Source organism: Merdimmobilis hominis, from assembly GCF_900104615.1.
GTDB classification, from domain to species: Bacteria; Bacillota; Clostridia; order Oscillospirales; family Ruminococcaceae; genus Merdimmobilis; species Merdimmobilis hominis.
This window is the reverse complement of the sequence record NZ_LT629939.1, coordinates 581,751-604,102: the sequence shown is the minus strand read 5'-3', so window position 1 is coordinate 604,102 and position 22,352 is coordinate 581,751. Positions and strand designations below refer to the sequence as shown.

General features: G+C 56.9%; 27 protein-coding genes. 21 read left to right on the top strand and 6 right to left on the bottom strand.

The window, feature by feature from the left end; translation table 11 throughout:
- The 3 genes from BQ5353_RS02865 to BQ5353_RS02855 all read right to left on the bottom strand — a co-directional run.
- A partial coding sequence (locus BQ5353_RS02865) for an L-serine ammonia-lyase, iron-sulfur-dependent, subunit alpha (RefSeq protein ID WP_071427287.1) occupies window positions 1–1,555 on the bottom strand: 1,555 nt, incomplete at its 3' end.
- 105 nt (window positions 1,556–1,660) lie between these two features.
- The gene (locus BQ5353_RS02860) at window positions 1,661–2,224 is read right to left on the bottom strand and encodes a hypothetical protein (RefSeq protein ID WP_054330824.1); all 564 of its coding nucleotides are present in this window, start codon (window positions 2,222–2,224) and stop codon (window positions 1,661–1,663) included.
- A gap of 121 nt (window positions 2,225–2,345) precedes the next feature.
- A complete protein-coding gene (locus BQ5353_RS02855; protein WP_054330825.1) occupies window positions 2,346–3,548 on the bottom strand; it encodes an acetate/propionate family kinase in 1,203 nt (400 codons plus the stop codon).
- A 207-nt stretch (window positions 3,549–3,755) separates the two neighbouring features.
- Here BQ5353_RS02855 and BQ5353_RS02850 point away from each other — a divergent pair, with 207 nt between their 5' ends.
- The 3 genes from BQ5353_RS02850 to ispE (BQ5353_RS02840) all read left to right on the top strand — a co-directional run bounded on the left by BQ5353_RS02850 (window position 3,756) and on the right by ispE (BQ5353_RS02840) (window position 6,232).
- Entirely contained in the window at window positions 3,756–4,958 is a 1,203-nt protein-coding gene (locus BQ5353_RS02850; protein ID WP_071427286.1) for a tRNA(Met) cytidine acetate ligase, read from the top strand.
- A gap of 93 nt (window positions 4,959–5,051) precedes the next feature.
- Entirely contained in the window at window positions 5,052–5,432 is a 381-nt protein-coding gene (locus tag BQ5353_RS02845) for a YegP family protein (RefSeq protein ID WP_054330827.1), read from the top strand.
- A gap of 47 nt (window positions 5,433–5,479) precedes the next feature.
- The gene (gene ispE / locus BQ5353_RS02840; protein WP_071427285.1) at window positions 5,480–6,232 is read left to right on the top strand and encodes a 4-(cytidine 5'-diphospho)-2-C-methyl-D-erythritol kinase; all 753 of its coding nucleotides are present in this window, start codon (window positions 5,480–5,482) and stop codon (window positions 6,230–6,232) included.
- Here the strand turns inward: ispE (BQ5353_RS02840) and BQ5353_RS02835 are convergent.
- Window positions 6,162–6,563 (bottom strand): hypothetical protein, encoded by a 402-nt coding sequence (locus tag BQ5353_RS02835; protein WP_456152279.1) that lies wholly within the window; start codon window positions 6,561–6,563, stop codon window positions 6,162–6,164. The two genes, ispE (BQ5353_RS02840) and BQ5353_RS02835, sit on opposite strands and share 71 nt — an antisense overlap.
- A gap of 264 nt (window positions 6,564–6,827) precedes the next feature.
- Between BQ5353_RS02835 and BQ5353_RS02830 the strand changes: the two genes are divergently transcribed.
- The 5 genes from BQ5353_RS02830 to BQ5353_RS02810 all read left to right on the top strand — a co-directional run bounded on the left by BQ5353_RS02830 (window position 6,828) and on the right by BQ5353_RS02810 (window position 10,584).
- Complete coding sequence (locus BQ5353_RS02830) at window positions 6,828–8,030, top strand: tRNA(Met) cytidine acetate ligase (protein ID WP_054330826.1); 1,203 nt, start codon at window positions 6,828–6,830, stop codon at window positions 8,028–8,030.
- Window positions 8,031–8,123: 93 nt separating this feature from the next.
- A complete protein-coding gene (locus BQ5353_RS02825) occupies window positions 8,124–8,504 on the top strand; it encodes a YegP family protein (RefSeq protein ID WP_054330827.1) in 381 nt (126 codons plus the stop codon).
- Window positions 8,505–8,551: 47 nt separating this feature from the next.
- Window positions 8,552–9,439 carry a 4-(cytidine 5'-diphospho)-2-C-methyl-D-erythritol kinase gene (ispE, locus tag BQ5353_RS02820; protein WP_071427283.1) on the top strand — a complete coding sequence of 296 codons (888 nt, stop codon included), beginning with the start codon at window positions 8,552–8,554 and terminating at the stop codon, window positions 9,437–9,439.
- A 63-nt stretch (window positions 9,440–9,502) separates the two neighbouring features.
- Window positions 9,503–10,087: a stage II sporulation protein R gene (gene spoIIR / locus BQ5353_RS02815; protein WP_054330829.1), complete on the top strand. Its 585-nt coding sequence runs from the start codon at window positions 9,503–9,505 to the stop codon at window positions 10,085–10,087.
- 209 nt (window positions 10,088–10,296) lie between these two features.
- The gene (locus BQ5353_RS02810; protein ID WP_054330830.1) at window positions 10,297–10,584 is read left to right on the top strand and encodes a hypothetical protein; all 288 of its coding nucleotides are present in this window, start codon (window positions 10,297–10,299) and stop codon (window positions 10,582–10,584) included.
- Between the two features lie 367 nt (window positions 10,585–10,951).
- Here BQ5353_RS02810 and BQ5353_RS02805 read toward each other — a convergent pair whose 3' ends face one another.
- Window positions 10,952–11,725 (bottom strand): EFR1 family ferrodoxin, encoded by a 774-nt coding sequence (locus BQ5353_RS02805; protein WP_054330831.1) that lies wholly within the window; start codon window positions 11,723–11,725, stop codon window positions 10,952–10,954.
- Between the two features lie 165 nt (window positions 11,726–11,890).
- Between BQ5353_RS02805 and BQ5353_RS02800 the strand changes: the two genes are divergently transcribed.
- The 3 genes from BQ5353_RS02800 (at window position 11,891) to malQ (ending at window position 14,594) form a co-directional block, all read left to right on the top strand.
- Window positions 11,891–12,292, top strand: a complete 402-nt coding sequence (locus BQ5353_RS02800; protein ID WP_054331237.1) for a MerR family transcriptional regulator — start codon at window positions 11,891–11,893, stop codon at window positions 12,290–12,292.
- A 283-nt stretch (window positions 12,293–12,575) separates the two neighbouring features.
- Window positions 12,576–12,980, top strand: a complete 405-nt coding sequence (locus tag BQ5353_RS02795; protein ID WP_054330832.1) for an RrF2 family transcriptional regulator — start codon at window positions 12,576–12,578, stop codon at window positions 12,978–12,980.
- Window positions 12,981–13,097: 117 nt separating this feature from the next.
- Entirely contained in the window at window positions 13,098–14,594 is a 1,497-nt protein-coding gene (malQ, locus tag BQ5353_RS02790) for a 4-alpha-glucanotransferase (protein WP_071427282.1), read from the top strand.
- Between the two features lie 331 nt (window positions 14,595–14,925).
- Here malQ and BQ5353_RS12615 read toward each other — a convergent pair whose 3' ends face one another.
- Window positions 14,926–15,267 (bottom strand): hypothetical protein, encoded by a 342-nt coding sequence (locus tag BQ5353_RS12615; RefSeq protein WP_143117140.1) that lies wholly within the window; start codon window positions 15,265–15,267, stop codon window positions 14,926–14,928.
- Between BQ5353_RS12615 and BQ5353_RS13450 the strand changes: the two genes are divergently transcribed.
- From BQ5353_RS13450 to atpC, 10 genes are all read left to right on the top strand, one after another.
- A complete protein-coding gene (locus BQ5353_RS13450) occupies window positions 15,168–15,377 on the top strand; it encodes an AtpZ/AtpI family protein (RefSeq protein WP_407657172.1) in 210 nt (69 codons plus the stop codon). The genes BQ5353_RS12615 and BQ5353_RS13450 overlap by 100 nt on opposite strands.
- Window positions 15,368–15,748 (top strand): ATP synthase subunit I, encoded by a 381-nt coding sequence (locus BQ5353_RS02780; protein ID WP_054330835.1) that lies wholly within the window; start codon window positions 15,368–15,370, stop codon window positions 15,746–15,748. Before BQ5353_RS13450 ends, BQ5353_RS02780 begins: the two co-directional genes overlap by 10 nt.
- Before the next feature lie 122 nt (window positions 15,749–15,870).
- Window positions 15,871–16,578 carry a F0F1 ATP synthase subunit A gene (locus tag BQ5353_RS02775; protein ID WP_231358575.1) on the top strand — a complete coding sequence of 236 codons (708 nt, stop codon included), beginning with the start codon at window positions 15,871–15,873 and terminating at the stop codon, window positions 16,576–16,578.
- A gap of 57 nt (window positions 16,579–16,635) precedes the next feature.
- Window positions 16,636–16,890 carry an ATP synthase F0 subunit C gene (gene atpE, locus BQ5353_RS02770; RefSeq protein ID WP_054330836.1) on the top strand — a complete coding sequence of 85 codons (255 nt, stop codon included), beginning with the start codon at window positions 16,636–16,638 and terminating at the stop codon, window positions 16,888–16,890.
- A gap of 41 nt (window positions 16,891–16,931) precedes the next feature.
- Window positions 16,932–17,438, top strand: a complete 507-nt coding sequence (gene atpF, locus BQ5353_RS02765; protein WP_054330837.1) for a F0F1 ATP synthase subunit B — start codon at window positions 16,932–16,934, stop codon at window positions 17,436–17,438.
- Window positions 17,426–17,968, top strand: coding sequence for a F0F1 ATP synthase subunit delta (locus BQ5353_RS02760; protein ID WP_071427280.1), 543 nt, complete (start codon window positions 17,426–17,428; stop codon window positions 17,966–17,968). Before atpF ends, BQ5353_RS02760 begins: the two co-directional genes overlap by 13 nt.
- Window positions 17,969–17,986: 18 nt before the next feature.
- Window positions 17,987–19,501, top strand: coding sequence for a F0F1 ATP synthase subunit alpha (gene atpA, locus BQ5353_RS02755; RefSeq protein ID WP_054330839.1), 1,515 nt, complete (start codon window positions 17,987–17,989; stop codon window positions 19,499–19,501).
- A 21-nt stretch (window positions 19,502–19,522) separates the two neighbouring features.
- The gene (gene atpG / locus BQ5353_RS02750) at window positions 19,523–20,380 is read left to right on the top strand and encodes an ATP synthase F1 subunit gamma (protein ID WP_054330840.1); all 858 of its coding nucleotides are present in this window, start codon (window positions 19,523–19,525) and stop codon (window positions 20,378–20,380) included.
- A gap of 115 nt (window positions 20,381–20,495) precedes the next feature.
- Complete coding sequence (gene atpD, locus BQ5353_RS02745; RefSeq protein ID WP_054330841.1) at window positions 20,496–21,893, top strand: F0F1 ATP synthase subunit beta; 1,398 nt, start codon at window positions 20,496–20,498, stop codon at window positions 21,891–21,893.
- 3 nt (window positions 21,894–21,896) lie between these two features.
- On the top strand, window positions 21,897–22,304 hold the full coding sequence (gene atpC / locus BQ5353_RS02740) for an ATP synthase F1 subunit epsilon (RefSeq protein ID WP_054330842.1): 408 nt from the start codon (window positions 21,897–21,899) through the stop codon (window positions 22,302–22,304).
- Window positions 22,305–22,352 lie beyond the last annotated feature (48 nt).

Here is a 22,352-nt window from a genome sequence, read left to right as displayed (position 1 = left end):
CCTGCCACTTTGCCTGGAGCACCTTGGCGTAAGGAGCCGCCGCAAGGCCGCCGACACAGGCGCCCCGCAGCTCGGTGGGGAGCCGTTCCTGGGTGTCCTTGAGGGCAGCGACCACGTCGTCCGGCGGCATGACGCTGCGGATGCCGGCAAGGGACATCTCCGCCGCCATCATGGCGACCGAAACCCCCATGGCGTTGCGCTTGATGCAGGGGACCTCCACCGGGCTGGCGGGCGGATCGCAGATGAGGCCCAGGGTGTTTTTGATGGCCAAAGCCGCCCCATGGGCCACTGCCTCCGGGGAACCCCCCGCCAGCCAGACGGCACCGCCTGCGGCCATGCCGGCCCCAATGCCGATCTCCGCCTGGCAGCCGCCGATGGAGCCGGAGAAGCTGCAGGTGTTGCCCACCACCATGCCCACAGCAGCTGCAACCAGGAAGGACTCCGCCAAGGCGGTTTCATCTTTGTGGAGCTGCTGGGCTACGGTGAACAGCACGCCGGGCAGGGTGCCCGCTGACCCGGAGGTGGGTACCGCCACCAAAAGCCCTGCCGAGGCGCTGATCTCCGCCATGGAGAGGGCCCGGGCAATGGCCATGGAGAAGGTCTCCCCCAGCAGGGTGCGGCCGCTTTTGGCGTAGTCGGCCATGGCCTTGCCATCGCTTCCGGTGCACAGGCCGCCGATCAATTGGTTGTTCCCCTGGATGCCCTGCACCATGGACTTTTGAATCACCCGCACCGACCGCAGGGCTTCTTCCAAAATTTCCTGACGGGTGCGGTGGCTGCGCTGCTCCTCATAGGCGTAGACGGTGTCGATGAGGGGACGGCCTTTACATAAATCCATCCACTCTTCAAAAGTGGTGAACAGCTGGGGTGCATCCCCCTTGTCCGCAAAGGGGTAGAGAGGCTCCACCCGGCGGGAGAGGATCAGGTTTTCCCTGCCGCCCAGATCGATCCACCCGGCAAGCTCGTCCTGGGAGACGGCGTCCCGGGTCTCGGCGATGAGCAGGACTTCCTTCTTGTCCGACCCAAAATACAGGTGGAACAGGTCTTTGCGCCCGGCCCGGATGGCCTCCTGGAGAACGGCGCAGTCGGTCCCTGGGCGGAATAGGAGCAGGGTGAGATAGCAGTTGCCGTCGATGTCGGTTTTCACCTCGTTGACCTGGTCAAAGACGATGTTGCCCCCGCCCACCGAGATGCCGTTGAGCAGCCAATCCACCCCGTCTACCCGGCCGGTGATCCGCATGGTGTTGCGGTCGACTTCCTCCCCTTCGATGGGCCGGCAGGCGAGGGTGATCCCCTCTTTGTCCGCCAGCTGTTTGGAGAGGTTACAGGCTTCGTCATACTCCCGTAGGCCCAGGCACCCGGCCAGCATGGCGATGTGGGTGCGGTGTCCGGGGAACATGCCCATAAAGATGGGGTGGAAGCCGAAGGTCAGTTGCCGGGGCGCGCCGCCCATGATCTGCCGGGCCAGGTACCCAATGCGGTTGGCGCCGGCGGTGTGGTTGCTGGAGGGGCCGTGCATAATCGGCCCTACCACGTCAAATAAACCCAGGCTCATAGGGGTCAACTCCTTTTGTTATGATAAAGTTCTTCAGCGGCAACGGAAAAGGGATTCCGCGGTGGATGTACCCGCCCAAAGGGGATTTTGGGTAGAATTGCCGGTTTAGTCCGCCGCTTCCTCCGAGAAGGTGACGGTCACTGCCAGGCCGGCGTTGCAGTCCACCTCCCGGAAGTTTTCCGAGAGTACCACCGACAGGCCGTTTTGATCAGTGCCAAGGCGCAGCCACAGGGGGATCTCCTTCCCCGCTGCAATGGGGGTGGGATTCGATAGGCGGGATTGCCCAGTCATGGTCGCGGCGCTGAAGTCGGCCTCGTTGGGAAAGCTGGATTTGGTGTGGCCGCTCTTTGTGATCTCGTAGAGGTCGCAGGTGGAATCGTTGACCCGGACGGCGATCCGGTGGCTGCCAGGGGAGGCGTCGCCGTAGACCTTGCCGGCGCTCCGCCACTGGCCCTCCTCATAAAACCACAGGTCATAGGAAACCGACTGGATGGGCTCCTCCACCACGTAGTCGAAGAAGGCGATCTCATCGTCTAGAATTGTCAGCACATCCCGGGTTTCCTGGGAGAAGGATGCGGGGGAGACCTCCATTTTAGCGGGAGAACCGCCGCAGGAGGATAAGGCGAGGGTTGCGGCGAGGGCCAGCAGTGCAGAGATGAACTTTTTCATGGCAGTTGCCTCCTTTACCTACGGGCTGGAAAAGACCAGCTGCCGCAAAACAAAAGGGAGGCGCAAAAGCGCCCCCCTTATACTACCCCTGTGATGCGGGGGCAATGGTCCAATGGAAAATTTACAGAGCGGAAACGATGTCCCGGGTGTCGCGGGCAATGAGCAGTTCCTCGTCGGTGGGAACAACCCAGCACTCGACCTTGGAATCGTCGGTGGAGAATTTCATCTCCTTGCGGGAAGCCTTCTCGCAGCAGTCTTTGCAGACCTTGATGCCCAGGAACTCCATGTTGGAGCAGACATTGTACCGCAGGGAAGCGTCGTTCTCGCCGATGCCGCCGGTGAAGAGGATGGCGTCCAGGCCGCCCATAGCAGCAGCAAAGCCGCCGATGTATTTCTTGATCTGGTAGGCCAGAATGTCCACGGTCAGCTGGGCTCTCTCGTTGCCCTGCTCAGCGGCGGCGATGACCTCACGCATATCGCTAGAAACGCCGGAAACACCTTCCATACCGGACTTCTTGTTGAGCATGTTGGTGACATCCTTAATGGATTTGCCCTCTTTCTCACAGATGTAGTTGAGGATGGAGGGGTCCACGGAACCGGAGCGGGTGCCCATGATCAGGCCGTCCAGGGGGGTGAAGCCCATGGTGGTGTCCACAGACTTGCCGCCGTCCACCGCGGTGATAGAGGAGCCGTTGCCCAGGTGGCAGGTGATGATCTTCAGGTCTTTGATGTCCTTGCCCATCAGCTCAGCCAAGCGGGCGGACACATAGCGGTGGCTGGTGCCGTGGAAGCCGTAACGGCGCACGCCGTATTTCTCATAGTACTCGTAGGGGACGGGATAGGTATAGGCTTTTGCGGGCATGGTCTGATGGAAGGCGGTGTCGAACACGCCGACCATGGGAACATCCTTGCCAAAGACAGACTGGCAGGCTTTGACCGCCTTGACACCGGCGGGGTTGTGCAGGGGGGCCAGGTCGGAAAGGGCGTCGTAAGCGGCCAGCAGCTCATCGGTGATGGGCTCGGACTTGGTGAATTTTTCGCCGCCGTGAACCATGCGGTGGCCAACTGCGTCGATCTCTTTCAGGCTGTCTACCACTTTATACTCGCCGGTGGTGAGCAGTTCAGTCAGTTTTTCAAAAGCCTCGGTGTGGGTGGGGAAGTTGCAGTCCAGCTCAACTTTTCTTCCATCGGGCAGTTTGTGGATAATGCGGCCGTCGATGCCGATTCTCTCACAGAGGCCCTTGGCCAGGACAGACTCGTCGGACATGTCCATCAGCTGGTATTTCAGGGAAGAACTGCCTGCGTTGATAACCAATACTTTCATCGGGTGAAATCCTCCTACTATTTTTTACAATGGCGGGGTCCCCGGAAGGGGAATCCGGTCCCTGGCTTGACACCATAGGATACTATTCTATATTATTACAATACTGGGAAAAATTCAAGCGTTTCCCCTTAGCAGGGCGAAAAAAGCCCCGATTCCCCTCGGCTCCGAGGGGGCTGCACAGGCGGGGGAGAGAAGGAGGGGAGTTTCATGAGGATCGGCGGGGTGGTGGCGGAGTACAACCCGTTCCACAACGGCCACGCCTACCAGCTGATGGAGCTGCGCCAGGCTGGGGCAACCCACATCGCGGTGGTGATGAGCGGCAATTTTGTCCAGCGGGGGGAACCGGCCCTCCTGGATAAATGGACCCGGGCAGAGGCAGCCCTCCTCTGTGGGGCGGATTTGATTTTAGAACTTCCTCTTCCCTATGGGGCGGCCACAGCGGAACGGTTCGCCTTTGGGGCGGTCTCCCTCCTGGAGGGGCTGGGCTGTGTGGATCTGTTGGGGTTCGGATGCGAGTCAGGGGATCTCCCCGCCCTGCAAAGGGCGGCCCGGGCGGTAGAGGACCCGGAGGTCTATGAAGCGGTCCGGGAGAGAATGGCGGAGGGGATTTCCTTTGCCGCTGCCCGGGAAGAGGCGGTTCGGGAGCGCTGGGGAGAAGCCGGGGACGCCCTTCGCCGGCCCAACGACATCCTGGCAGTGGAGTACCTGCGCCAGCTGGGGCGGCTGGGCTCCCCCATCCGGCCGGTGGCGGTGGCCCGAAAGGGGGCCGGCCACGACGGTGGAATCGGGGAGGACGGCTTTGCCAGCGCCTCTTTCCTGCGGGCCCGGTGGGAGGATGGGCTGGAGGCGGTTCTGCCCTACCTCCCCCAGCAAGTCCACGGGGGATATAAACAGGCCAGGGCGGAGGGCCGGGGTCTGGACCGGGAACGGGGGCAGTGGATGGAGCTTTCCGGCCTGCGGACCCTCTCCATAGAGGCGTTTGCCCAGGGACCCGACCTCTCAGAGGGGCTGGAAAACCGGCTCTACGCCGCCTCCCGCCAGGCGGGGAATTTATCGGAGTTCTACAGCCTCTGTAAGGCCAAGCGGTATTCCCACGCCCGGATGCGAAGGCTGGCCTTGGCCGCCTTTTTGGGGGTGGAAGGGGATTTGTGCCGCCTGCCTCCGCCCTACCTGCGGGTGCTGGGCTTTAATGGGCGGGGCCGGGAGATCTTGGCAAAGGCGGCGAAAACTGCCCGGCTGCCCATCTCCCACTCCCTGGCGCGGTTGGAACAGCTGGGGGATGCAGCTGCCCGGTTTGCCGCCTTGGAGGCAAAGGCCGGGGATCAATACGCCCTTGGGTTGCAGTCCCCCCGTCCCTGCGGCTGGGAGTACACCCACAAACCGGTGATCCTGACAAAGGCAAAGGATTGAGTCCCCCCCCTCAGAAAAGACCTTGTGCATTTGGTTTTTGCCCGGTATAATACAGGGTAAAGCGGCATTTTCCAGGTTGAGGGGGAGAAAAAATTGGCAAGTGGAAAATTTATCCTCAAGAAGACGGTATCCGGCGCTTACCGGTTTAACCTTCTAGCCACCAACGGACAGGTAATCGCCACCAGCGAAAACTACAAATCCCTGGAGAACTGTAAAACAGGGGTGGAAAGTGTGCGGAAAAACGCTTTGGCGGAGGTGGAGGACCAAACCGCCCAGGGGTATGAGGCAAAGGCGAACCCCAAGTTTGAAGTCTACCGGGATAGGGCGGGGGAATACCGTTTCCGCCTTAAAGCTGTGGGCGGGGAGATCATCGCGGTGAGCGAGGGGTATAAAACCAAGGTGAGCTGCTTGGGCGGCATCCGCAGCATCGGCCGCAACGCCCCAGAGGCAGTGCTGATCCAGGTGGAGCGGTAACAGTCTGCCTGGGTGGAATAGAATATGGGTATGGGGGGAGAAAAGTGATGAAACAAGCGGTGGTTTTGGCCCCTTGCAAGGTGAATCTGACCCTGGATATCACCAGGCGGCGGTCGGACGGTTACCATGAGATGGAGATGATCCTCCTGGCGGCGGATCTCTGCGACCGGGTGACGGTGACCCTCCATTCCGGGAGGGGAATCCGGGTAGAGTGCGACGACCAGATGGTCCCCTTGGACGAGGGAAATTTGGCGGTGCGGGCGGCCCGGATTTTTTACCAGAGGACAGGGTTGCCGGCACAGGGGACGGATATCGCCATCGAAAAACGGATCCCTATGGAGGCGGGCCTCGCCGGGGGGAGCGCCGACGCGGCCGCAGTTCTGGTGGCCCTCAACGCCCTGTGTGGCACTGGGCTCCCCTTGGAGGAACTGGAGGCGATGGCACTCCCCTTGGGAGCGGACGTGCCCTTCTGCCTGCGGGGCGGGGTGGTCATCGCCCGGGGAATTGGGGAGGAATTTCGGATTCTCCCGGCGCTGCCCGACTGCTTTTTGGTCATCGCAAAACCCTGGGAAGGGGTCTCCACCGCCGCGGCTTTCCGCCGGGCAGATGAGTTGGGCATCCCCCGCCACCCCGACACCCAGCGGATGGAAATGGCTATCTGGTCCCGCAAGCTCCCCAAAATCGCCAAGCACCTGTACAATGTCTTGGAACCCGCCGCAGGTTTGCCCATCATCTCGGAACTGAAGCGGCTCCTTTTGGAGCAGGGGGCGCTGGGTGCGGTGATGACNGGCAGGCTTTGACCGCCTTGACACCGGCGGGGTTGTGCAGGGGGGCCAGGTCGGAAAGGGCGTCGTAAGCGGCCAGCAGCTCATCGGTGATGGGCTCGGACTTGGTGAATTTTTCGCCGCCGTGAACCATGCGGTGGCCAACTGCGTCGATCTCTTTCAGGCTGTCTACCACTTTATACTCGCCGGTGGTGAGCAGTTCAGTCAGTTTTTCAAAAGCCTCGGTGTGGGTGGGGAAGTTGCAGTCCAGCTCAACTTTTCTTCCATCGGGCAGTTTGTGGATAATGCGGCCGTCGATGCCGATTCTCTCACAGAGGCCCTTGGCCAGGACAGACTCGTCGGACATGTCCATCAGCTGGTATTTCAGGGAAGAACTGCCTGCGTTGATAACCAATACTTTCATCGGGTGAAATCCTCCTACTATTTTTTACAATGGCGGGGTCCCCGGAAGGGGAATCCGGTCCCTGGCTTGACACCATAGGATACTATTCTATATTATTACAATACTGGGAAAAATTCAAGCGTTTCCCCTTAGCAGGGCGAAAAAAGCCCCGATTCCCCTCGGCTCCGAGGGGGCTGCACAGGCGGGGGAGAGAAGGAGGGGAGTTTCATGAGGATCGGCGGGGTGGTGGCGGAGTACAACCCGTTCCACAACGGCCACGCCTACCAGCTGATGGAGCTGCGCCAGGCTGGGGCAACCCACATCGCGGTGGTGATGAGCGGCAATTTTGTCCAGCGGGGGGAACCGGCCCTCCTGGATAAATGGACCCGGGCAGAGGCAGCCCTCCTCTGTGGGGCGGATTTGATTTTAGAACTTCCTCTTCCCTATGGGGCGGCCACAGCGGAACGGTTCGCCTTTGGGGCGGTCTCCCTCCTGGAGGGGCTGGGCTGTGTGGATCTGTTGGGGTTCGGATGCGAGTCAGGGGATCTCCCCGCCCTGCAAAGGGCGGCCCGGGCGGTAGAGGACCCGGAGGTCTATGAAGCGGTCCGGGAGAGAATGGCGGAGGGGATTTCCTTTGCCGCTGCCCGGGAAGAGGCGGTTCGGGAGCGCTGGGGAGAAGCCGGGGACGCCCTTCGCCGGCCCAACGACATCCTGGCAGTGGAGTACCTGCGCCAGCTGGGGCGGCTGGGCTCCCCCATCCGGCCGGTGGCGGTGGCCCGAAAGGGGGCCGGCCACGACGGTGGAATCGGGGAGGACGGCTTTGCCAGCGCCTCTTTCCTGCGGGCCCGGTGGGAGGATGGGCTGGAGGCGGTTCTGCCCTACCTCCCCCAGCAAGTCCACGGGGTATATAAACAGGCCAGGGCGGAGGGCCGGGTTCTGGACCGGGAACGGTGGCAGTGGATGGAGCTTTCCGGCCTGCGGACCCTCTCCATAGAGGCGTTTGCCCAGGGACCCGACCTCTCAGAGGGGCTGGAAAACCGGCTCTACGCCGCCTCCCGCCAGGCGGGGAATTTATCGGAGTTCTACAGCCTCTGTAAGGCCAAGCGGTATTCCCACGCCCGGATGCGAAGGCTGGCCTTGGCCGCCTTTTTGGGGGTGGAAGGGGATTTGTGCCGCCTGCCTCCGCCCTACCTGCGGGTGCTGGGCTTTAATGGGCGGGGCCGGGAGATCTTGGCAAAGGCGGCGAAAACTGCCCGGCTGCCCATCTCCCACTCCCTGGCGCGGTTGGAACAGCTGGGGGATGCAGCTGCCCGGTTTGCCGCCTTGGAGGCAAAGGCCGGGGATCAATACGCCCTTGGGTTGCAGTCCCCCCGTCCCTGCGGCTGGGAGTACACCCACAAACCGGTGATCCTGACAAAGGCAAAGGATTGAGTCCCCCCCCTCAGAAAAGACCTTGTGCATTTGGTTTTTGCCCGGTATAATACAGGGTAAAGCGGCATTTTCCAGGTTGAGGGGGAGAAAAAATTGGCAAGTGGAAAATTTATCCTCAAGAAGACGGTATCCGGCGCTTACCGGTTTAACCTTCTAGCCACCAACGGACAGGTAATCGCCACCAGCGAAAACTACAAATCCCTGGAGAACTGTAAAACAGGGGTGGAAAGTGTGCGGAAAAACGCTTTGGCGGAGGTGGAGGACCAAACCGCCCAGGGGTATGAGGCAAAGGCGAACCCCAAGTTTGAAGTCTACCGGGATAGGGCGGGGGAATACCGTTTCCGCCTTAAAGCTGTGGGCGGGGAGATCATCGCGGTGAGCGAGGGGTATAAAACCAAGGTGAGCTGCTTGGGCGGCATCCGCAGCATCGGCCGCAACGCCCCAGAGGCAGTGCTGATCCAGGTGGAGCGGTAACAGTCTGCCTGGGTGGAATAGAATATGGGTATGGGGGGAGAAAAGTGATGAAACAAGCGGTGGTTTTGGCCCCTTGCAAGGTGAATCTGACCCTGGATATCACCAGGCGGCGGTCGGACGGTTACCATGAGATGGAGATGATCCTCCTGGCGGCGGATCTCTGCGACCGGGTGACGGTGACCCTCCATTCCGGGAGGGGAATCCGGGTAGAGTGCGACGACCAGATGGTCCCCTTGGACGAGGGAAATTTGGCGGTGCGGGCGGCCCGGATTTTTTACCAGAGGACAGGGTTGCCGGCACAGGGGACGGATATCGCCATCGAAAAACGGATCCCTATGGAGGCGGGCCTCGCCGGGGGGAGCGCCGACGCGGCCGCAGTTCTGGTGGCCCTCAACGCCCTGTGTGGCACTGGGCTCCCCTTGGAGGAACTGGAGGCGATGGCACTCCCCTTGGGAGCGGACGTGCCCTTCTGCCTGCGGGGCGGGGTGGTCATCGCCCGGGGAATTGGGGAGGAATTTCGGATTCTCCCGGCGCTGCCCGACTGCTTTTTGGTCATCGCAAAACCCTGGGAAGGGGTCTCCACCGCCGCGGCTTTCCGCCGGGCAGATGAGTTGGGCATCCCCCGCCACCCCGACACCCAGCGGATGGAAATGGCTATCTGGTCCCGCAAGCTCCCCAAAATCGCCAAGCACCTGTACAATGTCTTGGAACCCGCCGCAGGTTTGCCCATCATCTCGGAACTGAAGCGGCTCCTTTTGGAGCAGGGGGCGCTGGGTGCGGTGATGACCGGTTCCGGATCGGCGGTGGTGGGGCTGTTCGAAGAGGAATCCGCCGCCCAATCTGCCCGGGAATGGTTAGCCCCCCTCTGCCAAGGGGTGTTTGTGGCCCGGCCCTGCGCCCAAGGGGCGCACTTGGTGCAATTGGATGGCCAATGAATAGAGTGCAAAATCCCGCCCATACTGTCACTGGAAACAATTGACAGGAAGGCGGGACTTTTTATGAAACGTTGGGAATGGGCGATGGCCATCGGTTTGGTGCTTTCGGTGCTGCTGAGCGGGATGACCGCTTTTGCCGGGGAGTGCCAGGAGATCCGGCAGGAGACGCTGCGGCTGCACATTTTGGCCAATTCTGATTCGGCAGAGGACCAGCAGCTGAAATTGGCGGTGCGGGATGCGGTCCTCACCCAATGGGGGAAGGAATTCTCCCGCCCCATGACCCAGGCGGAAGCCCGCGCCCTGGCCGAGGAACTGCTCCCCCAGATGGAGGAGACCGCCCGGAAGGAAATCGCCGCCCGGGGGTATTCGTACCCGGTAAAGGCAAGCTTGACCCGGATGTACTTCACCACCCGAAGCTATACCGGGTTTGCCCTGCCCGCCGGGGAATATGAGGCCATCCGGCTGGAAATCGGCGAAGGGAAGGGAAAGAACTGGTGGTGCGTCATGTTCCCGCCCCTGTGCGTCCCCGCGGCGCAGCCGCGGCAGGAGACCCCGTTGGAGGAGGAGATCTACAGCCTTGGAACCCCCACCTATGAACCCCGCTTTGCCTTAGTGGAGTGGTGGGAATCCCTGCAAAAGAACCGGTAACCTCCGGGCGGGTGCACAAATTCGAAAAAGCAGAGGATGCCGGGGGATCTTTCCCGGACATTCCGCCCTTACAATGTAGTATAATAAAAAGAGCCGCCTTATATGCGGCTCTTTTTTTGCGAAACAGGGGATGGCTGGTGCCATTGGAACTGCCGTCCCCGCACAACCCTGCCGAATATAGGTGTTAATTGAGAAAGGATGGAGTGAACATGGAGCGGATGACCAAACGCCTGGAAGGGGATTTCCCATGGGTGGATGAGGGAGCGGTACAAGCTGTGGAGGGCGGATATACCGGCCCAGCGGTGGAGAAGCTGGCCAAACTGGAAGAACTGTGTGAAATGCTGGCAGCCCAGCAGGTGCAGCTCTCCGGGGAGCTGGAAACCCTGCGCAGGGCAGGGAAGGCAAAATCCCACAAATTTAACGAGCTGTTGGGGAAAAAGCTGACCAACAGCTACTTCCTGGGCCTTTTAAAGGTGTATGGGCTGGATGGGGAATAGCACTGCCCCAGAAATTCGGCGCCGATAATTAGATGGGTTGATAAGTATTCCAAAATGATGTCATTGGCGTACGGAGCATTTGTGGTTATGGTACCATACAGACAAACATCCGCTTGATATGCAGCGCGAATTTGGCCATACTCCTCACTGATCGCCTGCACAGATGGCATTCCCATAAACGGGCCGGCAATTTTGCCATGCAGGGCATTCAATTTGTGTGCTCCCTCTTATAAACATTCGCAGAGGATCTCATAAATATCATCTCTGCTCAATTCGCGGGGATTGCACTTGATGATATTGCAGGTATCCGCTACCTGGCGCAGCACTTGGGGAGCAGTCTCCACTTTGGATTCCAGCTGGCTCATTTTTAATGAGATATATCTTGGAAATTGGCCTGAATGATTTCCTCCAAAGAGATGTGCTCATTGCGGTAGCGGGCCTGGGGGTTCTTCTCCTGGACCGTCAGCTGAATGGCTTTGTGGGGGCAGGCATGGACACAGGCCAGACACGTTTGACAATGTCCAGGCGTATGCCCCGCCTTGCCATTCACCATATGGATAGAGCCGGAGGGGCACACCTTCTCACAAATCCCACAACCCACGCAGCTTTCCGTCATGCGCAATAGGTGTTGCCATGTGTCTGGTGGCATCTGGCTCATGCGGTCCAGGAACTCTTGGTGGGCTGCCCGGTCCCGATCGGTCACAGGAGAAATCCAATGTCGGCGGATTTTTATATCCGCCAAGATATGGGCCAGTTGATTCTCCACCTGTTTATCCAGCAGCATTTGTTCCCCCATGTCAAAACTGGGCAGCCAATTATCTACCATCAGCACCACATTGATATAGGCTACCGGAATGCCGCATTGCCGGCAAAGCTGATGGGCCAGTTCGGCGGCACCGCCATGCCGGTTTCCATAAGTAAGGATCATGTAGAAATACTCTGTTTGGAAAGTTGCCTTTTTCAAGAACTCCTTCACCATAGGAGGCACTTCGTGGCCATAGACAGGAGCAACCACACCGATGGCATCTGCTGCAAAGGCCATGTTCTCTTGCCGCATTACCTGTGGAATGCTGATGGGGCTCCCCTCCAGTTGTTTTGCCACATACAGGCTGTTGCCAGTTCCCGTAAAATAGAAAACCATAAATCTATCTCCTTTCTTCCAAAAACTTGCAGCGCAAATGAATTTCTGTTATAATCGGGTGGATTCAATCGATTGTTACCATCGATTATAAATTCCGATTGTTACAATCGGTCAAGAGGTTTTTCAAAAAAACTTGAATTTTCTGTGAAGAAGCTGGAGGCTACCATGATTTACACCATGATGCAGGTCTGCAAGGAGGCAGACCTAACATATCAGGCCCTAAAGTTCTACTGCAATGAAGGGCTGATTCCCAATGTCAAACGGGATAAAAACAACCGGCGCATCTTTGATGAAAAGGATTTGAAGTGGATTAAGGATCTCGTTTGCTTAAAGAAGTGTGGCATGAGCATACAGGAAATGAAATCATACCTGGATTTGTGTTTGAAAGGGCCGTCCTCCATCCCGCAAAGAAAGGTGATGCTCGCCCAAAAACAAGAATTGCTCCGCCAGTCAATCCGGGAACTGGAGGATAGTGTTGCCTATATCGACTGGAAACAGAATTTCTATGATGAGGTGCTCTCTGGGAAGCGTCCTTATGTGAGCAATCTCATCTATGTAGAAGAATAAAGATGCACAGGAAATGTTTTCGGGAATAAATAAAAAGATATAAACAGATGCAATGCTGAAAAGGAGAAGCCAAGCTTCTCCTTTTTTCCTTTTAGAGAAGAGAGGACCGTTATGGCGCGATGGCGAAGGACGCGGATATACAGAACAGCCCTAAGAGGGGGGATGGTTCGTTTTGGCAGAAAAGGGAATCCCATCCCCCACGCTTGACAAACGCAGAAAAGAACCGTATACTTAAGTAAAGCTACTGAATCAGTATAGAATCCCAATTAAAGGAGCTACTGCAATGCATATTACGCTGGAGACCGACTATGCAGTGCGCATTGTCTACTGCTTGGCAATCAACCGGGAAAGAAAACGGATGGACGCCAAGACAATCGCGGAACAGACGGGGGTAACCCTGCGTTTCTCTCTAAAAATTCTGCGCAAGTTGGTGGCCTGCGGTATTGTGCGGTCTTTCAAAGGGACCCAAGGTGGGTATGAGTTGGCCAAGCCATTGGAGGAAATCACCCTCAACGATGTGATTGAAACGGTGGAAGGGCCCTATGCTCTCAGCCGCTGCCTCAACCCGGAGTTCTGTTGCCCCCGCAATGGAGATGGCATGTGCAAATTCCACGCCATCTACGACGACATTTCAGAGATGGTGCGGGAAAAGCTGAAAGCGGTACGCTTTTCCGATTTGGTGAAATAAATCCGCCGTTGTTTTGGCAAAAGGGTGCTCATTGGAGCGCCCTTTTTCTGTGTTTTAGGTGCAAATGGAGCCAGAATCCAGTATAATGGAATCATTCCAATGGAAGGAGGGGGCGCTATGGCCCGCGCTGCCGGCATTTTGCTGCACATCACATCCCTGCCATCCCCCTATGGGGTTGGCACCCTGGGCCGGGAGGCCTGCCGTTTCTTGGATTTCCTGGAGCGCTGCGGGGTGAAGGTTTGGCAGATCCTCCCCTGGGGGCCCACTGGCTATGGGGATTCCCCCTATCAGTCCTTCTCCACTTTTGCGGGAAATCCCTATCTCATCGACCTGGAAGAATTGGCTGAGGAGGGCCTGCTGGAAAAAGAAGCCCTCGCCGCCATCGACTGGGGGGAGGACCCCGGCAGAGTGGATTATGAGAAGCTGTTTGCCCACCGGTTTGCGGTGTTGGAAGAGGCTTTTTCCCAGGGATTTGACCCGAGCGAGGAGGGATATCGCTCCTTCTGCCAAGAGCAGGCCCACTGGCTGCCTGATTACGCCCTCTTTATGTCCATCAAGGAACAGTATAGCCAGCGGCCTTGGTGGGAGTGGCCCCGCCCCCTGCGGCTGCGGGAGGCGGCAGAGCTTGCGGATTTTGCCCAGGAACACCGAGGACGGATCGCCTTTTGGCAGTTTGTGCAATACCTCTTTTACCGCCAGTGGAGGGAGATGAGAGCCTACGCTGCCGCCCGCGGGGTGAAAATCCTGGGGGATTTGCCCATCTATGTGGCACGGGACAGCGCCGACGTCTGGGCCCGGCCAGAGCTTTTTCTCCTGGATGGGGAAGGGTTCCCCACCGAGGTGGCTGGGGTGCCGCCGGATGGGTTCTCCGCCGACGGGCAGCTCTGGGGGAATCCTCTGTACCGCTGGGACGTGCTGGAAGCGGAGGGGTTCGCCTGGTGGATCAGGCGGGTCCAGGGGGCTTATGCTTTCTGCGACACCCTGCGGATGGACCACTTCCGGGGGTTTGAGGCTTATTATTCCATCCCGGCAGGAAATGCCACCGCCGCCGGCGGGGAATGGAGGCCCGGCCCTGGGCTCAAGCTTTTCCAAGCGTTGCAGGATGCCCTGGGGGAGCTGCCTATCGTCGCCGAAGACCTGGGCTTTTTGACCCCTGCTGTCCACCGGCTTCTCCAAGAGACGGGCTTCCCTGGTATGAAGGTGCTTCAGTTCGCTTTTGAGCCCTGGGGGGACAGCATTTACCTCCCCCACAAATACACCTCTGACTGTGTGGTTTACACCGGCACCCACGACAACGACACCAGCACGAGCTTTTTACAGGGAGGAGGCCCCCAAGCCGCTTTCTGCCGCGAGTATTTGGGGGCGGGGGAGGAGGCCGGTTCCTGGGCGCTGATCCGGGCAGCTTGGCAAAGTGCAGGGGATTTGGCCATCGCCCCGATGCAGGATTTCCTGGCCTTAGGCAGGGAGGCTCGGATGAATACCCCCTCCACTATAGGTGGCAATTGGCAGTGGCGCCTCCTGCCAGGGCAGCTGACCGATGATCTGGCCCTGCGTATCCGCCGGATGGGGAGGCTCTATGGCAGGGATGAAGGAAAAACGGAGGATTGGAAGTAAAAATTCAATGATTTGTTAACGAAATTGTCATATTTCTCCTGGGGAATTGTGCTATAATAAACGCAAATCCTTTTTCAAAATGTCCCAAAGCTGGAAATACCCCAGAATCCAGGGCAACACGGCCTCAAAAATATGAGGAGGAAAATTCATAGAAAAACGAACTGTCCCCGGAGATTGGAGCGTTGGTGCAGTGCGTTGGCAGTCCAGGTCCCTTGGGGCTTGGTAGTGCGCGCGCCTCTAAGCGGGGGAGTTTTTCCATCTGCAAGGCTCAGCGCAAGCTGGGCTTTTTCTATTACCCAAGGCGAAGATGCAGCCTGTGCAGAAGTTGCTTTCAGATTGGAGGGTGGAGGGGGAACCGGCAGGCGGCTTTGTGCTCTGGGTGGAAAAGCGAAACCCCCAAATATCCAAAAAATTCGTGGGCCGATAAGTTTTTGTCAAGATTATGGGAATCGTAAAATAATCTTGCAATTTCCACTAAAAATATAGTATAATATTTTAAGTAATACCAAAGGAGAACAAAAAGCAATGTCCAATCAGAATAAGATGGCCAGGGCCTTAAAAAACCTGGCGTATGTGACGGAACTAGGCTTTTTACTTGTAATTCCGTTGGTACTTTTGTTGTTTTTGGCCAATTTCCTGCAATCCCGGTTTGGGTGGGGCCAATGGACCACAATGGCTGGCCTCCTGCTGGGGATTTTGTGCGGAGTGGCCAATTTTTGGAGTTTTGCCAAATACTGGACCCGTGAAGCCAAGAAAAATGAGGACGAAAATCTATGGAAGTAGTGCTTCAGGAGGCCCGCTTTGTAACAAAAGGGGTGGCCGTCTGTTCTTTTTTGTTCTTGGCGGCTTCTTTGCTGTTTGATTTTTTCAGCCTTCCCCTCCTGTGGGGGGCGGTTTTAGGAGGGGCCTATGCAGTGGCAAACTTCCTGTTGATCGGGTATTCGGTTCAGGAGAGTTTGACCAAAACGCCGGAGAAGGCCAAGGGGTATATGTCCCGGCAGTACTATCTTCGTCTAGCGTTGACAGCATTGGTGCTGTTTTTGGCCATCCAGGTGGATTTCATCAACCCCTGGGGGGTGATTCCGGCACTGTTTTACCCCAAAATTTCTATCTATGCCCGCAGTGTCTATCAATACGCCACTCGCGACCGGTAGCGGCCGGCATCCTTTTTGTTAGAATCGGCATAGGCCGGTTTTATAAATTCTATCAGGATTCCATCTCTTTGTGAAACCAAATGGAAACACTGGGCATCAATCAAGAAAGGAGGCGAGAAAAGTTGAATATCACCGGTCCAAAGGTAATTTTCACCATTCCAGTTCTGGGTGGGATCCCCATCTCGGAAACGGTGGTGAACTCCTGGATTGTCATGGCAATTCTGGTGATCGGGAGCATGCTCCTTACAAGGAACCTTCAGAAGGTGCCGAAGGGGGCGCAGGTCCTGGTGGAAAAGGTTGTTGAGACCTTATACAGCTTTGTGGAAAGCACCATGGGCAAGGACAAAGTGTTTTTTGCACCTTACATAGGCACCCTGTTCCTGTTTTCCTTCTTCAGCAACATGCTGGGGCTGTTTGGTCTGCGGGCTCCCACAGCCGACATCAATACCACGGCTTGCTGGGCATTCATCGAGTTTATGCTGGTGCAGATTTTCAGCATCAAGCGCAAGGGTGTTATCGGCAGGATTAAAGGTCTATGCGATCCGCCCATTGTCACCCCGCTAAACTTGATCAGTGAGTTTTCTACACCAGTTTCGATGGCATTCCGTCACTTCGGCAATATTGCCGCCGGTTTGATCATCACCACCCTTTTGTACGGCGCCTTGACAGGGCTCACCCATATGGTGTTTGGCGCCAACTTCCAAATTCCGATCCTCGCGATCGGCCTGCCTGCTGTGCTTTCGGTCTACTTTGACCTGTTTACTGCATTTATGCAGGCGTTCATCATCAGCATGCTCACCATGGTATTCACTTCCATGGCGATGGATTAACTCTGATTGCCTCAGAGCAAAGGAATTATGTTTTTATATTAAAGGAGGATTTTTCTCATGGAAAGAGCTATCGTACTTGCCGCTTCCGCCATTGGCGCTGGTATCGCAATGATCGCAGGTTTTGGTCCTGGTATTGGCCAGGGTTATGCAGCCGGTAAAGGCGCTGAAGCCGTCGGCCGTCAGCCCGAAGCCCAGTCCACCATCACCACCACCATGCTGCTCGGTATCGCTTGTGCTGAGTCCACTGGTATTTACTCCCTGGTCGTTGCTATGATCCTGATCTTTATGAACCCCCTGGTGAACATGCTGTAAGAAGCAACCCCACTTGGAACTTCATGAAAGGAGGATAAAGCATGACTATGCCATTTCTTTCGATTGATTGGACCTTGGTTGTTCAGTTGATCAATACCGGTATCCTCTTTCTTCTATTGTCAAAGTTTCTCTTCAAACCCGTCAAAGCAATGATTGACTCCCGGGAAGCCGAGGTCTCCAAGATGTATGAAGATGCAAGCGCCGCCAAAGAGCAGGCTGACCGCCTCCAGGCGGAGTACGCCGCCAGCATTTCCGGCGCCAAGGAGGAAGCCAATCAGATCGTCAAGGACGCCCAGAAGAGAGCACAGATGCGCTCCGATGAGATCCTGACCGACGCCCAGACCAAAGCCTCGGCGATGATGACCAAGGCCGAGGAGGAGATCGCTAGAGAGAAGAAGAAGGCTGTCAATGAGATCAAGGATGAGATCTCTGACCTGGCTGTGATGATCGCCACCAAAGTGGTGGGCAAAGACCTTAACACCCAGGACCATGAGCAGCTTATCCAGGAGTTTATCGACGGCGCAGGTGATTTGTCATGGAAGGAATAGTAGCACAAAGATACGCCGCTTCTCTATTTGAGGTCGGTGTGGAGCAAAACTGCCTGGACAGCTTCCTGGAGGAGATGACCGCCCTCAATGAGGTCTTTACCCAGAATGAAGAGTTGGTCAAGCTGCTGCACACCCCCACGGTCTCCAAAGAGGAGAAATTGGAACTGGTTGAGAACATCTTCGGGGGCAAAGTGTCCCAATATGTGCTCAACTTCTTAAAAATTATGACCGAAAAGGGCCGGATGGATCAAATCTTCGGGGTGTACAACCAGTTTAAGCTGTTGTACAACAAGGAGAAAAACATCCAGGAGATCACCGCGGTGACCGCCATCCCCTTGCAAGGTCCTTTGTTTGACAAACTGAAAGAGAAGCTGGAACAGGTGACCGGGAAACAGGTAATCCTAACCAACCAGGTGGACCCTTCCATTTTGGGCGGCGTGATTATCCGGATGCAGGACGACCAGGTCGACGCATCGGTCAAGACCCGCCTGGAAGACCTGAAACAGCACATTTCTGCAATTATTGCGTAAAGGAAAGTTGGTGAGACCATGCAGTTGCGCCCTGAAGAAATCAGCGCGATTATCAAGGAGCAGATAAAGAACTATCACTCCCAAATAGAGCTCAACGATGTCGGCACCGTTGTGGAAATCGGCGACGGTATCGCAACCATACATGGACTGGAAAAATGTATGGCCAACGAGCTGCTGGAATTTGAAGGCGGCATTTATGCGATGGCACTCAACCTGGAAGAAGACAGCGTCGGCGCGGTTATGCTTGGCTCTGATGAAGACATCAAAGAAGGCGATACCGTTAAGAGAACTGGGAAGATTGTATCCGTCCCGGTCGGCGAGGAACTTCTTGGCAGAGTTGTAAATGCACTGGGCCAGCCCATTGACGGCAAAGGCCCCATCGCTTCGGACAACTTTATGCCCATCGAGGCAGTTGCCCCTGGTATTATTGAGCGTAAATCCGTATTTGAACCCCTGGAAACCGGCATCAAGGCCATCGACGCCATGATCCCCATCGGCCGCGGCCAGCGCGAGCTGATCATCGGCGACCGCCAGACCGGTAAAACCGCCATTGCCCTGGACACCATTGTCAACCAGAAGGGCAAAGACGTCATCTGTATCTACGTTGCCATCGGCCAGAAGCGGTCCACCGTAGCCCGTGTGGTCAGCACTCTGGAGAAGACTGGCGCAATGGACTACTCTATTGTCGTAGCCGCTACCGCTTCTGAGCTGGCCCCCCTGCAGTACATAGCTCCCTATGCAGGCTGCACCATGGCGGAGTTCTTCATGCACAAGGGCAAACACGTCCTCATCATCTATGATGACCTGTCCAAACACGCGGTCTCTTACCGCGCCATGTCCCTGTTGCTGAAGCGTCCTCCGGGGCGTGAAGCTTACCCCGGCGACGTCTTCTACATCCACTCCCGCCTGCTGGAGCGCGCGGCGAAGCTCTCTGATGAAAAAGGCGGCGGTTCCATCACCGCGCTGCCCATTATCGAGACCCAGGCCGGTGACGTTTCTGCATATATCCCCACAAACGTCATCTCCATCACCGACGGCCAGATCTTCCTGGAAACCGAGTTGTTTGCCGCCGGTGTCCGCCCCGCTGTCAACCCGGGTATTTCGGTATCCCGTGTCGGCGGCAGCGCCCAGATCAAGGCCATCAAAAAGGTTGCCGGTTCGCTGAAACTGATCTACTCCCAGTATCGTGAGCTGCAGGCATTCAGCCAGTTTGGCTCCGATCTGGATGACGATACCAAAGCCCGTCTGGCACAGGGCGAGCGGGTGGTTGAGGTTTTGAAACAGGGCCAGAACAGCCCCCTGACCATCGAGCATCAGGTTATCATCATCTTCGCGGTGGTCAACAACTTCCTCACCGATATCAAGGTCGAGGACATTGCCCGGTTCCAGGATGAGCTGTTCGAATTCATCGACAACACCCATCCCGAGATCATCGAAAGCATCCATACCACCAAGGATCTGAAACCGGAAAACGCCGAGGCGATTAAAGCTGCAATCAATGAATTCAAAGGGAAGTTTGTGGCATCCAAATAATGGAGGGAGGTAGTATATCCGATGGCAGGCGCTAACACAAAGGATATCAAGCGGCGCATCAAAAGCGTCGAAAGCACCATGCAGATTACAAAAGCAATGGAGCTTGTCGCTTCCTCTAAATTGAGAAAAGCCAAAGAGCGGGTAGAAACTGCCCGGCCTTTCTTCACCATGTTGTATGACACCATGCGGGATGCTGCGATCTCCAACCGCGACTTCTCCTCCGCCTACGTTGCAAAACGGGAAGTGAAGAAGAGCGCGTTTGTGGTCATCGCCGGCGACCGCGGTCTGGCTGGCGGATACAATGCCAATGTGCTGAAATACGCCACCCAGCTGATGGAAGGTAAGAATGCCCTCGTCATCCCCATTGGTAAAAAAGTCGGCGAGTATTTCTCCCGCCGCGGCTACGAACTTCACACCGAAAAATACCATGAGGCGGAAGGGCTTTATCTGGAAGATGCTTATGACATTGCCCAGATGCTCACCGCTATGTACCGGGCAGGCAAAATTGATGAGATCCGCATCGTGTACACCAAGTTTGTATCGATGCTGACCCAGACTCCCGACGATCTGAAGGCGCTCCCCCTGAACTTTAGCGAGGAGCTGACCGAGAAACCCGCCGCGAAAGAGACTTTGTACGATCCTTCGATGGTGGAAGTCCTGGATGTGGTCGTACCCCAGTATGTGGGCGGCCTCATCTACGGCGCGGTCACCGAATCCTTCGCTTCGGAGCAGGGTGCCCGCCGCACCGCCATGGAGGCGGCCAGCGACAACGCTGACACCATGATCTCTGATTTGAACCTGAAGTTCAACCGTGCAAGACAAGCTGCCATTACCCAGGAGCTGACCGAGATCGTCTCGGGTGCAAACGCCCTGCAGTAATGTGCTTCCCATTTGGTCCCGTTCCCCTTCCGGCGCGGGATCCCTTGGCCCTTTTGCCAAGGCCAGCCGATGCTTTCGGCCAGCCGGAAAATATGGGTAGAAGGAGAAGATACAGATGAACGAACCAAATATCGGCACCGTTGTAACCGTCATCGGGCCAGTTGTGGATATTCGTTTCAAAGCTGGCCAGCTTCCCAACCTTCTCAACGCCATTGAGGTCATGAACAACGGCCAAAAGCTGACCTTGGAGGTCGCACAGCACGTTGGCGACGATATTGTAAGATGTATCGCAATGAGTTCTACCGATGGCTTGATGAGGGGAGTTGACGCGGTTGACACCGGCGCCCCCATTTCCGTTCCTGTAGGCAACGAGACTCTGGGCCGCATTTTCAACCTGCTGGGAGAAGCGGTTGACAACAAACCCACCCCCGTCACTGAGGAAAGATGGCCCATCCACCGTCCCGCGCCTTCCCTGGAGGAGCAGGGTGGAACCACCGAGATCCTGGAGACCGGCATCAAGGTCATCGACCTGATTTGCCCCTATGTCAAAGGCGGTAAAGTCGGCCTGTTCGGCGGCGCCGGCGTGGGCAAGACCGTTTTGATCATGGAGTTTATCCGGAACATCGCCCAGGAGCACAGCGGCCTTTCGGTCTTTGCCGGCGTCGGCGAGAGAACCCGTGAGGGCAACGACCTGTACAATGAGATGCTGGAGTCCGGCGTTATCAATAAGACCGCTTTGGTCTACGGCCAGATGAATGAGCCTCCAGGGGCGAGAATGCGGGTTGCCCTGTCTGCTTTGACTATGGCGGAGTATTTCCGCGACAAAGAGGGCCAGGACGTGCTGCTCTTCATTGACAACATTTTCCGCTTTACACAGGCGGGTTCTGAGGTGTCGGCTCTCTTAGGCCGTATGCCTTCGGCAGTAGGTTACCAGCCCACCCTGGCCACCGAGATGGGCGCTCTGCAGGAGCGCATCACCTCCACCAAGAAGGGCTCCATCACCTCCATCCAAGCGGTCTATGTCCCTGCGGATGACTTGACTGACCCGGCCCCTGCCACCACCTTCGCGCACTTGGATGCAACCACCACTCTGTCCCGTGCGATTTCTTCGCTGGGTATTTACCCTGCGGTTGACCCTCTGGATTCCACTTCCACTGCGCTGACCCCCGAAATCGTGGGTGAGGAGCATTACCAGGTGGCCCGTGCGGTCCAGTCTATCCTGCAGCGGTATAAGGAGCTCCAGGATATCATCGCCATTCTGGGTATGGATGAGCTGTCTGACGAAGATAAGCTGACTGTATCTCGGGCGAGAAAGATCCAGCGTTTCCTGTCCCAGCCCTTCTCGGTTGCGGAGCAGTTCACCGGTATGGCTGGCAAATACGTCCCCATCAAGGAAACCATTCGCGGATTCAAAGAGATCATCGAAGGGAAACACGACGATCTGCCTGAGTCTGCATTCCTGTTTGCCGGAACCATTGACGATGTAGTGGAGAAGGCTAAGAAGGGGGTATAGCAAATGGCTAATACCTTTCATCTTCAGATTGTCACCCCCGATGGGCTGGCTTTTGATGGAGAGACCGAATCTCTCATCGTCAAGACCACTCAGGGAGATGTGGGCATTTTAAGCGGACACGCCGACTATTTTGCAGCCATCAGCGTAGGGCGCATCCGGGTGAAAAACCCCGATGGCAGCTACCGCAAGGCGGCGGTCAACGGCGGGTTCCTGCGGGTAACCAAAGAAGTAACCCGCGTGGTGGCCACCAGCTTTGAATGGGCGGACCAGATCGACCTGGAGCGGGCACAGCGGGCAAAATCCGGCGCAGAAAAGGCGTTGGCTTCTGCCTCTGACCCCGGCGAGGTGGAACTGCTGAAGCTTCGGCTGCGGCGGGCCAACAACCGCATCAATGTGGTTGAAGGCAAGTAAATAAAGAAAAGCGACTGGCTGTATGAAAGGCCAGTCGCTTTTTTATGG

Bases quoted from the DNA above. Each gene is read 5' to 3' on its own strand.
- atpD (WP_054330841.1), top strand. From the start codon at position 20,496: ATGAACGAACCAAATATCGGCACCGTTGTAACCGTCATCGGGCCAGTT.
- BQ5353_RS02760 (WP_071427280.1), top strand. From the start codon at position 17,426: ATGGAAGGAATAGTAGCACAAAGATACGCCGCTTCTCTATTTGAGGTC.
- BQ5353_RS02810 (WP_054330830.1), top strand. From the start codon at position 10,297: ATGGAGCGGATGACCAAACGCCTGGAAGGGGATTTCCCATGGGTGGAT.
- atpE (WP_054330836.1), top strand. From the start codon at position 16,636: ATGGAAAGAGCTATCGTACTTGCCGCTTCCGCCATTGGCGCTGGTATC.
- spoIIR (WP_054330829.1), top strand. From the start codon at position 9,503: ATGAAACGTTGGGAATGGGCGATGGCCATCGGTTTGGTGCTTTCGGTG.
- malQ (WP_071427282.1), top strand. From the start codon at position 13,098: ATGGCCCGCGCTGCCGGCATTTTGCTGCACATCACATCCCTGCCATCC.
- BQ5353_RS02780 (WP_054330835.1), top strand. From the start codon at position 15,368: ATGGAAGTAGTGCTTCAGGAGGCCCGCTTTGTAACAAAAGGGGTGGCC.
- atpG (WP_054330840.1), top strand. From the start codon at position 19,523: ATGGCAGGCGCTAACACAAAGGATATCAAGCGGCGCATCAAAAGCGTC.
- BQ5353_RS02795 (WP_054330832.1), top strand. From the start codon at position 12,576: ATGCATATTACGCTGGAGACCGACTATGCAGTGCGCATTGTCTACTGC.
- atpC (WP_054330842.1), top strand. From the start codon at position 21,897: ATGGCTAATACCTTTCATCTTCAGATTGTCACCCCCGATGGGCTGGCT.
- atpF (WP_054330837.1), top strand. From the start codon at position 16,932: ATGACTATGCCATTTCTTTCGATTGATTGGACCTTGGTTGTTCAGTTG.
- ispE (WP_071427283.1), top strand. From the start codon at position 8,552: ATGAAACAAGCGGTGGTTTTGGCCCCTTGCAAGGTGAATCTGACCCTG.
- BQ5353_RS02830 (WP_054330826.1), top strand. From the start codon at position 6,828: ATGAGGATCGGCGGGGTGGTGGCGGAGTACAACCCGTTCCACAACGGC.
- BQ5353_RS02850 (WP_071427286.1), top strand. From the start codon at position 3,756: ATGAGGATCGGCGGGGTGGTGGCGGAGTACAACCCGTTCCACAACGGC.
- BQ5353_RS02860 (WP_054330824.1), bottom strand. From the start codon at position 2,224: ATGAAAAAGTTCATCTCTGCACTGCTGGCCCTCGCCGCAACCCTCGCC.
- BQ5353_RS02800 (WP_054331237.1), top strand. From the start codon at position 11,891: ATGATTTACACCATGATGCAGGTCTGCAAGGAGGCAGACCTAACATAT.
- BQ5353_RS02805 (WP_054330831.1), bottom strand. From the start codon at position 11,725: ATGGTTTTCTATTTTACGGGAACTGGCAACAGCCTGTATGTGGCAAAA.
- atpA (WP_054330839.1), top strand. From the start codon at position 17,987: ATGCAGTTGCGCCCTGAAGAAATCAGCGCGATTATCAAGGAGCAGATA.
- BQ5353_RS02855 (WP_054330825.1), bottom strand. From the start codon at position 3,548: ATGAAAGTATTGGTTATCAACGCAGGCAGTTCTTCCCTGAAATACCAG.